This window comes from Streptomyces sp. NPDC051567, from assembly GCF_044454165.1.
GTDB lineage: Bacteria > Actinomycetota > Actinomycetes > Streptomycetales > Streptomycetaceae > Streptomyces.
In genome coordinates, this window is the sequence record NZ_JBITDK010000021.1 from 50122 (window position 1) to 64264 (window position 14143).

Below are 14143 nucleotides of genomic sequence, written 5' to 3' on the forward strand. Positions count from 1 at the left end.
GCCTCCCGCTCACCCGGTAGCCCTTCGGTCTACCGCTCCCTTCCCCGTGGGCCGGGAGCCGCAACCTCTGCCGCCAGCATTCTGCGCAGACATCCCAGGCATCGGGAACGGACCGGCCCTAAACTTCCTTGTGAGATACCCAACTCCCCTGCGATTTCACGGTAAGTGAGGTCCCTGGGCGAAAGAAGTGCCCGCATCAGCTCCGGACAGCGTCCCGGCAATCGGGCGACCGCCGATCGGAGGGCACGGCTGTCCTCCCCGTCCAGGAGCGCGTCCTCCGGCCCGGCCCCGGCGACGGTGGGCGGCCCGTCGTCCGCGCGGCGCCCGTGGTGCCCGTACGGGACCTCGCGGCGGGCGCGGCGCCGGGCGCGGCGGGCCTCGGCGCGCACCGCCCGGCGCAGCCAGCGCGCGCGGTCGAGGGGGTCCGCCGCTCCCGCCGGGTCCGCGGGGTCCGCCGCGCCGGCGGGCCGGTCGCCCTCCAGCAGCCTGACCCAGACGGCTTGTTCCAGGTCGGCGGCGTCCACCCCGGCGCCCGGGGCCTCCGCGGCCGCCTCGGCGGAGAGCAGCGGGCCCAGTTCGTCCAGCAGGTCGGAGTCGTTCAGCAGGTCCATGCCGGGCGGGACGCGCGGACCCCGCCCGGCGGTTTCCCGGCCGGTCCCGGAGCACCCGTACGGGGAACCGGGCCTAGCCGTTGACGGCGGCGCGGTCCGGGCGGAAGTCCCGGGCCGCCAGGAGGGCGGTGTCCGGGTGGTCGGTGAAGAGGGCGTCGATGCCCTGGGCGAAGTACGTCCGCAGGGCGCCGAAGGCGTCGCCGTAGGCGGTCGGGTCCGTGCCCTTGCGGTACTCGGCGGGCAGGAAGGTGTTCTCGTTGCGCGCGGTGTAGGGGTGGAGCACCAGGCCGCGCGCGTGGGCGTCGCGGACCAGGGTGGTCGGGGCGCCGAGCCGTCCGTCCGCGTCGCGCGGGAGGATCAGGTCGAGGGTGGGCCCGATGCCCTGGGCGAAACCGGCGATCCACTTCAGGCCCCCGGGCGTGACCAGGTCCGCGACGGTCCGGGGGTCCTTGGCCAGTTCGAAGTCCCAGGGGCGGGTGCCGGCGCCGGAGAGCAGGACCACGCGCGGGGCCGAGACCAGCCGGGAGAGCCGCTGGATGCTGGAGGGCTCGAAGGACTGGAGGAAGAGGGCGGCGTCGCGCCCGGCGCGCCCGTGGCGGCGCAGCAGCCGGGCCAGGGGCTCCTCCAGGCCGAGGCCGAGGGCGCGGAAGTAGCTGGGGTGCTTGGTCTCGACGTGCAGCCAGACCCGCTTGCCGCGCCGCTCGCCCTCGCGGTCGGCCCAGCGCAGCACCTCCTCGAAGGTCGGCACCGCCCAGCGGCCGTCGTAGAGGGTGTTGCGCCCGCGGACGGCGGGGATGCGTTCCTCGGCGCGCAGGGTCTTGAGTTCGGCGAGGGTGAAGTCCTCGGTGAACCAGCCGGTCACCGGGGTCCCGTCGACCGACTTGGTGGTGCGCCGGGAGGCGAACTCCCGGTGGTCGGCGACATCGGTGGTGCTGCCTATCTCGTTCTCGTGACGGCAGACCAGATGGCCGTCCCGGGTGGGGACCAGGTCCTGTTCGACGATGTCGGCGCCCAGGTCCAGGGCGAGCTGGTAGGAGCCGAGGGTGTGTTCCGGCCGGTAGCCGCTGGCGCCGCGGTGGCCGATCACCGCCGGGACGGGAAGGTCCCGGCGGCCGCCGTCGCCGCGGTCCGTGCCGGTGGCCGTGGCCGTGCCGGTGGCCGCGGCGGGTCCCGCCGAGAGCCCGGCGACCGTGGTGCCCGCGGCCAGCACCGCCGCTCCCAGGACCGTGCGCCGCGCTGCCTCGCCCTGCGTCATGAGTGCCACTCCTCAGCTGTTTTCCGAAGCTCTTCCGAAAGGGGGCCGGGCGGTCCGGGAGACCCGGCTCCCGCGGCCCTGACCGGCGTGCCGATGGTAGGCGGGCGGAGGTGGCCGGGGAGGGGGCCGCGGCCGAACATGGCGGAAACGTGCGTCAACGCTACGTATCCGTCCCGTGAACCCGATGTGCGGACACGGCGGGCCCGCGAGTATCGTCCTCACCTGCCCCACCGCCGTGTGGTGGGTGCGCGAACCGCTTTTCGATGCCGGAGGGCCCACGTTGTTCCGTACCGCGCTCATCAAAGCCACCGTCGGACCGGTCATGCGCCTGTTGTTCCCCACCCGGGTGGAGGGCATCGAGAACATTCCGGGCACCGGGGCGGTGATCCTGGCGGGCAACCACCTCACCTTCATCGACTCCATGATCCTGCCGCTGGTGTGCGACCGCACGGTCCACTTCATCGGCAAGGACGAGTACGTCACGGGCAAGGGGCTCAAGGGCCGTCTGATGGCGTGGTTCTTCACCGGGGCCGGGATGATCCCCGTCGACCGTGACGGGGCCAACGGCGGGGTCGCGGCGCTGATGACCGGCCGCCGCGTCCTGGAGGAGGGCAGGATCTTCGGCATCTACCCCGAGGGCACCCGCTCCCCCGACGGCCGTCTCTACCGCGGTCGCACCGGTATCGCCCGCCTCACCCTGATGACCGGGGCCCCCGTGGTCCCGTTCGCGGTGATCGGCACCGACAAGCTCCAGCCCGGCGGCGCGGGCATGCCGCGCCCGGGGCGGGTCACCATCCGGTTCGGCGAGCCGATGGAGTTCTCCCGCTACGAGGGCATGGACCGCGACCGCTACATGCTGCGCGCCGTCACCGACTCGGTGATGACCGAGGTCATGCGGCTGTCGGGCCAGGAGTACGTGGACATGTACGCCACCAAGGCCAAGGCCGCCTGAGCCCGCAGGGCCCGCCCGCCCGCCGGGCGCCGGGGCGGACGGGCGGGGGTCAGTGCTCGATGCCGTCCTGGAGCTCCTGGCCCTTGAGCAGGAACCAGGCGGCCACGGCGGTGGCCAGCAGGACGGCCGCGCCGACGCCCGCGGCGAGCCGCAGGCCGTCCACGAACGCCTCCTGGGCCGCGCCCACCATCTGCGCGGCGGTGTGCGGGTCGAGCGCCTTCGACGCCTCGACGGCGCCGCCGAGGGATTCGTGGGCGGCGTCGGCGACCGGCGCCGGGACCGAGGCCGGGGCGGTGAAGCCCTGGTAGACGCCGGTGACGATGGAGCCGAGCAGGGCGATGCCGAGGGCGGCGCCCAGCTCGTACGCGGTCTCGGAGACGGCCGAGGCGGAACCGGCCTGTTCCTTGGGGACGCTGGAGAGGATCACGTCGGCGGTGACGGTGAAGGAGAATCCCGCGCCGAGGCCGACGAGGAGCAGGGCCGCGCCGATCAGCGGGTACCCGGTCTCCTTGTGGAGCACGGTGAGCGCGGCCAGGGCGATGCCGATGGCGCCGAGACCGACCGTGACGATGACCCGGACCGAGTACCTGCGGGCGAACCGGCCCGCGAGGAGTCCGGTGACCACCGCGCCGACGGCGGCGGGCAGCTCGGCCAGGCCCGCCTCCAGCGGCTCGCGGCCCTGGACGAGCTGGAGGAACTGGGAGAGGAAGAAGACCAGTCCGGAGAGGCCGAAGACGGTGAGCAGGTCGGCGAGGACCGCCCCGGAGAAGCCGCGGTGCTTGAAGAGCCGGACGTCGAGCAGGGGCGAGGCCAGCGTGAACTGGCGGCGGACGAAGAGGTACAGCGCGCCCGCGCCGAGCACGGCGAAGCCCCAGACCTCCCAGCTCGGGCCGTGGGTGGCGGCCTCCTTCACCGCGTAGACGACGGCGATGACGCCGACGAGGGAGAGCGCGACGCTGAACAGGTCCCAGGGGCCGGCGACGGGGTTCTTCGACTCGGGCAGCAGCTTGCTGCCGACGAGGACCAGGACCATCATCACCGGAAGGTTGATGAGGAAGACCGAGCCCCACCAGAAGTACTGGAGCAGGGCCCCTCCGACGACCGGGCCGATGGCCGCGCCGGCGGAGGCGGCGGCTCCCCAGATGCCGATGGCGAGGCTGCGTTCGCGGGGGTCGTGGAAGATGTTGCGGATCAGCGCGAGGGTGGACGGCATCAGGGTGGCACCGGCCACACCGAGCAGGGCCCGCGCGACGATCATCATCTCGGGGCTGGTCGCGTACGCGTTGAGGACGGAGACGCCGCCGAAGGCGGTGGCGCCGATCAGGAGCAGCTTCTTGCGGCCGATGCGGTCACCGAGGGAGCCCATGGAGACGAGGAGACCGGCGATGACGAAGGAGTAGATGTCGCCGATCCACAGCAGCTGGGTGCCGGACGGCTTGAGGTCTTCGCTGAGGGCGGGGGTGGCGAGACCGAGTACGGTGGCGTCGACGGCGACCAGCAGGACGGCCAGGACGAGCACGGAGAGCGCGACCCAGCGCCCGGGGCTCTTGCCCTCCGCTCCCTGCGTGCGGCTCAGCTGTGCGGTACGGCTCATTGCTCCACATTCCGTCGTGCGCCACCGAGCAGCAACTCGGTGATCATGTACTGGAAGTCCTTGGCGGCGACCCGGCCGTCCATGACGGCCCAGGCGCAGGCGCCGATCAGGCCGTAGAGGGCCTCCGTGAGCCAGGTGGGGCTCAGGTCGATCCGGATGTCGCCCTCCTCCTGGCCGCGCCGGAAGAGCGCGGCGACGCGGGCGTCGAGCCGGGTCCAGCCCTCGTGCATGCCGTCGCCCTCGAACAGCTGGTTCTCGGTGACGAGGAAGGCCAGCAGCTCCGCGTCGGGCTCCGCCTGGGCGACGAGCCTCCTGAGCGCCTCCACCGCCGTGCCCTCGTCGAGGCGGGCGTTGTCGAACGCCGTCTCGAACCGGCGGATGCCGAACTCCTCCAGGGCCCGTACGAGGGCGTCCCGCCCGGCGAAGTGCCGGTGGAGGGTGGCGCGCCCGACGCCTGCGGCGCGGGCGACCTCGTCCATCGTGGCCGTCGATTTGCGGGAGAGCAGGGCTGCGGCGTCGCGGAGCACCTGGTCACGGTCCATCACCATGAGACAACCATAACCCGAATGAGACATCAACGTCTCATCCGATCACCACACAGTCGACAAACAGGTCACCGAACAGGCTGCCGACCGGCAACCGGAACGGAACCGTACGGACATGAAGCCCCTGCTGCTGATCGACGTGGACGGCCCCCTGAACCCCTACGCCGCCCAGCCCCAGCGCCGCCCCGAGGGCTACACCACCCACCGGATGCGCCCCACCGGCTGGACGGAGGCCGAGAGCCGCAGGCCGCTGCGGGTCTGGCTGGACCACCGCCACGGCGCGGAGCTGCTCGCGCTGGCGGACGCGTACGAACTGGTGTGGGCCACCACCTGGAAGGACGAGGCCAACGACTGGATAGGCCCGCCCCTGGGGCTGCCCCGGCTGCCGTTCGTCGACTGGCCCGTGATGCACGGCAGGGCCCCGCGCGGCACCTTCTGGAAGACCCAGTACCTCCTGGAGTACGCGGGAGAGCGGCCCTTCGCCTGGATCGACGACGACATCACGGCCCTGGACCGCGAGTACGTGGACCAGCGCCACCCGGCGCGGGCGCTGCTGCTGCGGGTCGACGAGCGGATCGGTCTGACCCGGCCGGACTTCGACGCGCTGGCCGCGTGGGCGGCGTGACGCACACCCGCCCCGGATGCCCGGACGCGAGATCCTGGGGCGGCGCTGCGCCGGAAGAGTGCCGGGGCGCGGCCCGGGACACAGCGCGCGGCCCGGGAAACGGCGCGGGGGCGGCCGGAGCGGGTGTGCTCCGGCCGCCCCCGCGCACGGCGGCTACCGCTTGTGGGCCGCCCAGGCGTGCTGGATGACCAGGTCGGCCTTGACCTCGTTGAGCTGGACCGCCACCGCCGAGGGGGCGGTGCCGCCGCGGCCGTCGCGGGAGGCCAGCGAGCCCTTGACGTTCAGGACGGTCCGGACCTCGGGGGTCAGGTGCTCGGAGATCTTGGCGAACTGTTCGTCGGTGAGTTCGTCCAGCTCGATGGACTCGGCCTCGCAGACCTTGACGCACTCACCGGCCGTCTCGTGCGCCACCCGGAACGGCACACCCTGCCTGACCAGCCACTCCGCGATGTCGGTGGCGAGCGAGAAGCCCGCCGGGGCCAGCTCCTCCAGCCGCTCGCGGTGGACCGTGAGGGTCGCCATCATGCCGGTGAAGGCGGGCAGCAGGACCTCCAGGGTGTCGCAGGAGTCGAAGACGGGCTCCTTGTCCTCCTGGAGGTCCCGGTTGTAGGCCAGCGGCAGCGCCTTGAGCGTGGCCAGCAGGCCCGTCAGATTGCCGATGAGGCGGCCCGACTTGCCGCGCGCCAGCTCCGCGATGTCCGGGTTCTTCTTCTGCGGCATGATCGACGAGCCGGTGGAGAAGGCGTCGTGGAGGGTGACGAAGGAGAACTCCTTCGTGTTCCAGATGATGATCTCCTCCGCGATCCGGGACAGGTTGATCCCGATCATCGCGGTGACGAAGGCGAACTCGGCGACGAAGTCGCGCGAGGCCGTGCCGTCGATGGAGTTGCCGGCCGAGCCGCGCTCGAAGCCCAGGTCGGCGGCGACCGCCTCCGGGTCCAGGCCCAGCGAGGAGCCCGCCAGGGCGCCCGAGCCGTACGGGGAGACCGCGGTGCGGGTGTCCCACTGGCGCAGCCGCTCGGCGTCCCGGGAGAGGGCCTGCGCATGGGCCAGGACGTGGTGGGCGAAGAGCACCGGCTGGGCGTGCTGGAGGTGGGTCCGGCCCGGCATCGCCACGTCCGCGTGGGCCTCGGCGAGGCCGACCAGCGCGTCCTGGAGGTCGGCGATCAGCGCGCCGATGGTCCGGGCGTGGTCGCGCAGGTACATCCGGAAGAGGGTCGCCACCTGGTCGTTGCGGGAGCGTCCGGCCCGCAGCTTGCCGCCGAGGTCGGCGCCGAGCCGCTCCAGCAGCCCGCGCTCCAGGGCCGTGTGCACGTCCTCGTCGGCGACGGTGCCGGTGAAGGAGCCGTCGGCCACGTCGGCTTCGAGCCGGTCCAGTCCGGCGGTCATCCGTGCCAGCTCGTCGGCCGTGAGCAGTCCCGCCTTGTGGAGCGCGCGCGCGTGGGCGCGGGAGCCGGCGAGGTCGTACGGGGCGAGGCGCCAGTCGAAGTGGACGGAGGCCGACAGCAGGGCCAGTGCCTGCGAGGGCCCGTCGGCGAAACGGCCGCCCCAGAGCCGGACGTCACCGTTGTTGCTGCTCACAGCTACTGCTCCTCAAAAGGGTGAAGGTACGGGCCGGCCTCCCCGCCGCGGAGGGAACGGGGAGGCCGGCGGGGTGGAGCGGGACGTCTCAGGCGAGGTCGCGGCGGGCGGCGATCTTCGAGGAGAGGCCGAAGATCTCGATGAAGCCCTGGGCCTTCGACTGGTCGAAGGTGTCGCCCGAGTCGTAGGTGGCGAGGTTGAAGTCGTACAGCGACTCGTCCGACTTCCGGCCGGTGACGACGGCGCGCCCGGCGTGCAGGGTCATCCGGATGTCACCGGTGACGTGCTGGTTGGCCTCGTTGATGAAGCCGTCCAGGGCCCGCTTGAGCGGGGAGAACCACAGGCCGTCGTAGACCATCTCGCCCCAGCGCTGCTCGACCTGCCGCTTGTAGCGGGCCAGTTCGCGCTCGACGGTGACGTTCTCCAGCTCCTGGTGGGCCGTGATCAGCGCGATCGCGCCCGGGGCCTCGTACACCTCGCGGGACTTGATGCCCACGAGCCGGTCCTCGACGATGTCGATCCGGCCGATGCCCTGGGCGCCCGCGCGCTCGTTGAGCTGCTGGATGGCCTGGAGGACGGTGACGGGGCGGCCGTCGATGGCGACCGGGACGCCCTCCTTGAAGGAGATGACGACCTCGTCGGCCTCGCGCGGGAGCGCCGGGTTGGAGGTGTACTCGTAGATGTCCTCGATCGGGGCGTTCCAGATGTCCTCCAGGAAGCCCGTCTCGACCGCGCGCCCGAAGACGTTCTGGTCGATGGAGTACGGGGACTTCTTGGTGGTCGCGATCGGCAGGTCCTTGGCCTCGCAGAAGGCGATCGCCTTGTCCCGGGTCATCGCGTAGTCGCGGACCGGGGCGATGCACTTGAGGTCGGGGCCCAGGGCGGCGATGCCGGCCTCGAAGCGGACCTGGTCGTTGCCCTTGCCGGTGCAGCCGTGGGCGACGATCGTCGCGTTGTGCTTGGTGGCGGCGGCGACCAGGTGCTTGACGATGGTCGGCCGGGAGAGGGCCGAGACCAGCGGGTAGCGGTCCATGTAGAGGGCGTTCGCCTTGATCGCCGGGAGGCAGTACTCGTCGGCGAACTCGTTCTTGGCGTCCGCGACCTCGGCCTCGACGGCACCGCAGGCGAGCGCGCGCTTGCGGATGACGTCCAGGTCCTCGCCGCCCTGGCCGACGTCCACGGCGACGGCGATGACCTCGGCGCCCGTCTCCTCCGCGATCCAGCCGATGGCGACGGAGGTGTCCAGGCCGCCCGAGTAGGCGAGTACGACGCGCTCGGTCACGGGATTCTCCTTACGGTGCATTCAACGACAGGCATAACTATGCACTACTCCGTATGTTTCGTCAATCGAGGTGTGCGGTGTGTCGATCGAAGTGACCGCAGGGACGGGCGGGACCCGTCCGGGGCGCCGCACGCACGGCACGGCACCCCGCCGCGCACCCCGCCACGCACCATGTCCCGGTCCGTGGAATGTCCGGCCCAACAGGCCGCGCCCGGCCGATGATCAGGGGTATGGGAAAGCTCTACACACACATAACCGGCCGCCTGCGCGCGTTCATCGAGGAGCAGCCGGTCTTCTTCACCGCGACCGCCCCGCTCTCGGGTGACGGCCATGTCAACCTCTCCCCCAAGGGCCGCGCCGGGTCCCTGGTCGTCATCGACGACCTGACCCTGGCCTACCTCGACTTCGGCGGCAGTGGCGCCGAGACCATCGCCCACCTGCGCGAGAACGGCCGGATCACCCTGATGTGGTGCGCCTTCAGCGGGCCGCCGAACATCGTGCGCATCCACGGCGAGGGCGAGGCCGTCTTCCGCGACGACCCCCGCTGGGGTGAGCTGATCGGCCTCTTCGGCGCGGCGGACGGGCCCTCCGCGCGGGCGGTCGTCCTCGTCCGCGCCCGGCGCGTCGCGGACGTGTGCGGGTACGCCGTCCCCCTCATGGAGTACCAGGGCGAGCGCACCTTGCACGCCGAGCACTTCGGCCGCAAGACGGACGAGGAGTTCGCCGCGTACTGCGAGAAGAAGGAGTTCATCGGGTCCAGCGTCGACGGCCTGCCCGCGCTGCCGCTGCCCCTTCCACCCCGTACCGTCTGACATGTGCCGCGTACCGCTCTCGTCACCGCTCTCGCCGTCGGCTCGCTGGTCCTGGCCGGCCTGGTCCCGCACGGCCCGCACACCCCCGCGCCGCTGCCCGCCCGGCTCGCCGACACCGGCGGCGGCAGCCAGCTGATCACCGCCGTCGCCCCCGCGCCCGGCTCCACCACGGGACGTCTGACCTGGTGGGACCGGCGGGCGGGGCGCTGGTTCGAGGCCGGGAGCGCACCCGCCCGGTTCGGCGCGAACGGGCTGGCCGAGGGCCGGACCAGGACCCAGGGCACCAGCACCACGCCGACGGGCCTGTACGACCTGCCGTACGCCTTCGGCATCCGGCCCGCCCCGGCGGGGACGGCCTACGGCTACCGGCGGGTGACGGACCGTTCGTGGTGGTGCCAGGACAACGCCTCGGGCAGCTACAACCGCTGGACGGAACCGCTGCCCGCCGACTGCGCCCCGGGCGAGGCCGAGCACCTGGTGACGTACGAGAAGCAGTACGCGCACGCCCTGGTCGTCGGCTTCAACTACGACCGGCCCGTGCGCGGCCGGGGCGCCGGGATCTTCCTGCACGTCGACGGCAAGGGCGCCACGGCGGGCTGCGTCTCCGTCCCGGAGGGCGCCATGCGCGCGATCCTCCGCTGGGCCGACCCCCACCGCGCCCCCCACCTGGCGATCGGCACGGAAACGGGGGCCCTGGCGGTGACACGGTACTGACGCACCGCCGGGTCCGGCACGGACGGACGGGCAGGCGGGCCGGGGCCGTCGGCCCGGCGCCGGGGCGGCCCGGTCGCCCCGATGTCCTCGGCGGCCGGGCTGAGGCTGAGGCCCGTGGTGCCGGGGCCACGGGCCGGGGGTCAGCTCTCCTTCTGGGCCAGGCGCAGGAGGTGGTCGGCGAGGGCCTGGCCGCCCACCGGGTCGCGGCTGATCAGCATCAGCGTGTCGTCGCCCGCGATCGTGCCGAGGATGGCCTGGAGTTCGGCCTGGTCGATCGCCGAGGCGAGGAACTGCGCCGCACCCGGCGGGGTGCGCAGGACCACGAGGTTCGCGGAGGCCTCCGCCGAGATCAGCAGTTCCCCGGAGAGGCGCCGCATGCGCTCCTCCTTCGCCGACTCGCCGAGCGGGGCCTGCGGGGTGCGGAAGCCGCCCTCGCTGGGGACCGCGTAGATCAGCTCGCCGCCGGTGTTGCGGATCTTCACCGCGCCCAGCTCGTCGAGGTCGCGGGAGAGCGTCGCCTGGGTGACGCTCAGCCCGTCGTCGGCGAGCAGCTTGGCCAGCTGGCTCTGGGAGCGGACCGGCTGCCGGTTGAGGATGTCCACGATCCGGCGGTGGCGGGCGGTGCGGGTCTGCGGGACGGCCTGGCCGCCGTGCTCGTTGTCCTGCGCCTGACTCATCGTCGTCTCATTCTCCGGATCGGTCCGTCCTCTTGGCGATGTCGAGGATGCCGGGCAGTGCCCGGTGGAACGCGTCCACCTCGGCCTCGGTCACCACGTACGGGGGCATGAGCCGTACGACGTCGGGGGCGGGCGCGTTGACCAGGAAGCCGGCGTCCTGAGCCGCCTGCTGCACCTGAGGTGCGAGGGGCTCGGTCAGCACGATACCCAGCAGGAGGCCCGCGCCACGGACATGCGAGACGAGGGCGTGCCCACAGCCCTCGATTCCGGAGCGCAGCCGCTCGCCACGTGCCTTGACCTGGTCGAGGAGTCCGTCGGCGGCGATGGTGTCGAGGACGGCGAGGCCGGCGGCGCAGGCGACCGGGTTCCCGCCGAAGGTGGTGCCGTGCTGGCCGGGGCGGAGCAGGTCGGCGGCGGCGCCGAAGGCGGCCACGGCGCCGAGCGGCAGACCGCCGCCCAGACCCTTCGCGAGTGTGACGAGATCGGGTTCGACGCCCTCGTGGGCCTGGTGCTCGAACCACTGGCCGCAGCGGCCGACGCCGGTCTGCACCTCGTCGAGGACGAGCAGGGTGCCGGTGGCCCGGGTGATCTCGCGGGCGGCCGTCAGATATCCGGCCGGGGGCACCACGACACCGTTCTCGCCCTGGATCGGCTCGATGACGAGGAGCGCCGTCTCCTCGGTGACGGCGGCCCGCAGGGCCTCGACATCGCCGTACGGGACGTGCGTGACCTCGCCGGGCAGGGGCAGGAAGGGGTCCCGCTTCTTCGGCTGGCCGGTGAGCGCGAGGGCGCCCATGGTGCGGCCGTGGAAGCCGCCGTCGGTGGCGACCATGTGGGTGCGCCCGGTCAGTCGGCCGATCTTGAAGGCCGCCTCGACGGCCTCGGCACCGGAGTTGCAGAAGAAAACCCGGCCGGGGCGGCCGAAGAGCTGGAGCAGCCGCTCGCCGAGGGCGAGGACGGGCTCGGAGGCGTAGAGGTTGGAGACGTGGCCGAGGGTGGAGATCTGCCGGGTCACGGCGGCGACGACCGCCGGGTGGGCGTGGCCGAGGGCGTTGACCGCGATCCCGCCGACGAAATCGGTGTACGGCGTGCCGTCCGCGTCCCAGACCTGGGCGCCCGCACCGCGGACGAGGGCCAGCGCGGGCGTCCCGTAGTTGTCGGTCAGCGCGCCCCGCCAGCGGGCACGGTACTCCTGGTTGCCGCTCACTTCGCTCCCCCGTGCCGCTCGTCGGGCACGACCATCGTGCCGATTCCCTCGTCCGTGAAGATCTCCAGCAGGATCGAGTGCTGGACCCGCCCGTCGATGACGCGGGCCGTTTTCACGCCGCCCCGCACCGCGTGCAGGCAGCCCTCCATCTTGGGGACCATGCCGCTCGACAGGTCGGGCAGCAGTTTCTCCAGCTCGCTCACGGTCAGCCGGCTGATGACCTCGTCGCTGTGCGGCCAGTCCGCGTACAGGCCCTCGACGTCGGTGAGGACCATCAGCGTCTCGGCGCCGAGCGCCGCGGCCAGCGCCGCCGCCGCCGTGTCGGCGTTCACGTTGTACACGTGGTGGTCGTCGGCGCTGCGCGCGATGGAGGAGATGACCGGGATGCGGCCGTCCGCCAGCAGCGCCTCGATCGCGCCCGTGTCGATGGCGGTGATCTCGCCGACCCGCCCGATGTCGACGGGCTCGCCGTCGATCAGGGGGGTGTGCCGGACGGCGGTGATGGTGTGGGCGTCCTCGCCGGTCAGGCCGACGGCGAGCGGCCCGTGCTGGTTGAGCAGTCCGACCAGCTCGCGCTGGACCCGGCCCGCCAGGACCATGCGGACGACGTCCATGGCCTCGGGGGTGGTCACGCGCAGGCCCGCCTTGAACTCGCTGACCAGGCCCTCCTTGTCGAGCTGGGCGTTGATCTGGGGGCCGCCGCCGTGCACCACCACCGGCTTCAGCCCGGCCTGGCGCAGGAAGACCACGTCCTGGGCGAACGCGGCCTTCAGCTCCTCGTCGACCATGGCGTTGCCGCCGAACTTGACGACGACGACCTTGCCGTTGTGGCGGGTGAGCCAGGGCAGGGCCTCGACGAGGATCTGCGCCTTGGGCAGGGCGGTCTGCTGGCGCGCGGTGGCCGCGGCGGCGGCGGTCGCGGCGGCGGCAGCCGTGGCGGTGTTGGCGGCAGCCGTGGCCGCGGAGGTCCGTCCGGTCTGCGGGGGGACGGGCCTCGTCAGGTCGCTCATGAGGAGTAGGCGCTGTTCTCGTGGACGTACTCGGCGGTCAGGTCGTTGGTCCAGATGACGGCCGACTCGGTGCCGGCGGCCAGGTCCGCGGTGATGCGGACCTCGCGCCCCTTCATGGAGACCAGGTCGCGGTCCTCGCCGACCGAGCCGCCCCGGCACACCCAGACGTCGTTGATGGCGACGTTGAGCCGGTCCGGGTCGAAGGCGGCCTGGGTGGTGCCGATCGCCGAGAGCACCCGGCCCCAGTTCGGGTCCTCGCCGTGGATGGCGCACTTGAGCAGGTTGTTGCGGGCGACGGACCGGCCGACCTCGACCGCGTCGGCCTCGGTCGCCGCGTTGATCACCTCGATGCGGATGTCCTTGGAAGCGCCCTCGGCGTCGCCGACCATCTGGCGGGCGAGGTCGGCGCAGACGGTGCGGACGGCCTCCGCGAACTCCTCGTACGCCGGAACCCGGCCGCAGGCGCCGGAGGCCAGCAGCAGCACCGTGTCGTTGGTGGACATGCAGCCGTCGGAGTCGACGCGGTCGAAGGTGGTGCGGGTGGCGGAGCGCAGCGCCTTGTCGAGGGCGGCGCTGTCCAGGTCGGCGTCGGTGGTGAGGACGACGAGCATGGTGGCCAGGCCCGGGGCGAGCATGCCCGCGCCCTTGGCCATCCCGCCCACGGTCCAGCCGTCCCGCGAGACGGCGGCCGTCTTGTGCACGGTGTCGGTCGTCCTGATGGCGATCGCGGCGGCCTCGCCGCCGTCCTCGGTGAGCGCGGCGGCGGCCGTCCCGATGCCGGGCAGCAGCTTGTCCATGGGGAGCAGCAGGCCGATCAGCCCGGTGGAGGCCACCGCGATCTCGCCCGCGTTGTGCTCGCCGCCGAGGGCCTCGGCGGCCCGCTCGGCGGTGGCGTGGGTGTCCTGGAACCCCTGGGGGCCGGTGCAGGCGTTGGCGCCGCCGGAGTTCAGGACGACCGCGCTGACGGCGCCGCCGCGCAGGACCTGCTCGGACCAGTGCACGGGAGCGGCCTTGACGCGGTTGGAGGTGAAGACGCCCGCGGCGGCCAGACGCGGCCCGTTGTTGACCACGAGGGCCAGGTCCGGGCTGCCGTTCGCCTTGATCCCGGCGGCGATCCCCGCCGCCGTGAACCCCTGTGCTGCCGTGACACTCACTGCATCTCCTCGTTCGCTTCTCCGCCCGCACGGCACATCCGCGCGGGCATCACCGTCGGCCTCGGCCCGGTGGCCGCCCGTGCGACGCTCACGGCGTCTTCCTGTTCGCTTCTCCGCCCGCCCG

14 protein-coding genes are annotated in these 14143 nt (G+C 72.7%); 4 read left to right on the plus strand and 10 right to left on the minus strand.

All coding sequences use genetic code 11. The features are described 5' to 3' along the window. Positions 1-29: 29 nt before the first annotated feature. Both ACIA5F_RS22040 and ACIA5F_RS22045 read right to left on the minus strand, forming a co-directional pair. Entirely contained in the window at positions 30-611 is a 582-nt protein-coding gene (locus ACIA5F_RS22040) for an RNA polymerase sigma factor (RefSeq protein WP_399355487.1), read from the minus strand. Between the two features lie 73 nt (positions 612-684). Next, positions 685-1866 (minus strand): glycerophosphodiester phosphodiesterase, encoded by a 1182-nt coding sequence (locus tag ACIA5F_RS22045; protein ID WP_399355489.1) that lies wholly within the window; start codon positions 1864-1866, stop codon positions 685-687. A 184-nt stretch (positions 1867-2050) separates the two neighbouring features. Between ACIA5F_RS22045 and ACIA5F_RS22050 the strand changes: the two genes are divergently transcribed. Beyond that, entirely contained in the window at positions 2051-2818 is a 768-nt protein-coding gene (locus ACIA5F_RS22050) for a lysophospholipid acyltransferase family protein (RefSeq protein WP_399355491.1), read from the plus strand. A gap of 49 nt (positions 2819-2867) precedes the next feature. Here the strand turns inward: ACIA5F_RS22050 and ACIA5F_RS22055 are convergent, their stop codons facing one another. Both ACIA5F_RS22055 and ACIA5F_RS22060 read right to left on the minus strand, forming a co-directional pair. Further along, positions 2868-4412 (minus strand): MFS transporter, encoded by a 1545-nt coding sequence (locus tag ACIA5F_RS22055; protein ID WP_399355493.1) that lies wholly within the window; start codon positions 4410-4412, stop codon positions 2868-2870. Then, positions 4409-4960: a TetR/AcrR family transcriptional regulator gene (locus ACIA5F_RS22060; RefSeq protein ID WP_399355495.1), complete on the minus strand. Its 552-nt coding sequence runs from the start codon at positions 4958-4960 to the stop codon at positions 4409-4411. The genes ACIA5F_RS22055 and ACIA5F_RS22060 overlap by 4 nt, the downstream gene beginning before the upstream one ends. Positions 4961-5072: 112 nt before the next feature. Here ACIA5F_RS22060 and ACIA5F_RS22065 point away from each other — a divergent pair, with 112 nt between their 5' ends. After that, a complete protein-coding gene (locus ACIA5F_RS22065) occupies positions 5073-5582 on the plus strand; it encodes an HAD domain-containing protein (protein WP_399355497.1) in 510 nt (169 codons plus the stop codon). Positions 5583-5735: 153 nt separating this feature from the next. On the opposite strand, the gene argH is transcribed toward ACIA5F_RS22065, so the two are convergent. Both argH and ACIA5F_RS22075 read right to left on the minus strand, forming a co-directional pair. Further along, positions 5736-7163 (minus strand): argininosuccinate lyase, encoded by a 1428-nt coding sequence (gene argH, locus ACIA5F_RS22070; protein WP_399355499.1) that lies wholly within the window; start codon positions 7161-7163, stop codon positions 5736-5738. Positions 7164-7251: 88 nt separating this feature from the next. Continuing rightward, on the minus strand, positions 7252-8445 hold the full coding sequence (locus ACIA5F_RS22075; protein WP_399355501.1) for an argininosuccinate synthase: 1194 nt from the start codon (positions 8443-8445) through the stop codon (positions 7252-7254). A 230-nt stretch (positions 8446-8675) separates the two neighbouring features. Between ACIA5F_RS22075 and ACIA5F_RS22080 the strand changes: the two genes are divergently transcribed. Beyond that, positions 8676-9257, plus strand: a complete 582-nt coding sequence (locus ACIA5F_RS22080) for a pyridoxamine 5'-phosphate oxidase family protein (protein WP_399355503.1) — start codon at positions 8676-8678, stop codon at positions 9255-9257. A gap of 3 nt (positions 9258-9260) precedes the next feature. After that, positions 9261-9971 (plus strand): L,D-transpeptidase, encoded by a 711-nt coding sequence (locus tag ACIA5F_RS22085; protein WP_399355505.1) that lies wholly within the window; start codon positions 9261-9263, stop codon positions 9969-9971. A gap of 140 nt (positions 9972-10111) precedes the next feature. Here ACIA5F_RS22085 and ACIA5F_RS22090 read toward each other — a convergent pair whose 3' ends face one another. From ACIA5F_RS22090 to argJ, 4 genes are read right to left on the minus strand one after another with little or no spacing between them, the layout of a single operon-like run. Beyond that, positions 10112-10648: an arginine repressor gene (locus tag ACIA5F_RS22090; RefSeq protein WP_399355507.1), complete on the minus strand. Its 537-nt coding sequence runs from the start codon at positions 10646-10648 to the stop codon at positions 10112-10114. Between the two features lie 7 nt (positions 10649-10655). After that, on the minus strand, positions 10656-11855 hold the full coding sequence (locus ACIA5F_RS22095) for an acetylornithine transaminase (RefSeq protein WP_399355508.1): 1200 nt from the start codon (positions 11853-11855) through the stop codon (positions 10656-10658). Then, complete coding sequence (gene argB / locus ACIA5F_RS22100; RefSeq protein ID WP_399355510.1) at positions 11852-12865, minus strand: acetylglutamate kinase; 1014 nt, start codon at positions 12863-12865, stop codon at positions 11852-11854. Before argB ends, ACIA5F_RS22095 begins: the two co-directional genes overlap by 4 nt. Further along, entirely contained in the window at positions 12862-14019 is a 1158-nt protein-coding gene (gene argJ / locus ACIA5F_RS22105) for a bifunctional glutamate N-acetyltransferase/amino-acid acetyltransferase ArgJ (RefSeq protein ID WP_399355512.1), read from the minus strand. The genes argB and argJ overlap by 4 nt, the downstream gene beginning before the upstream one ends. Between the last annotated feature and the right edge of the window lie 124 nt (positions 14020-14143).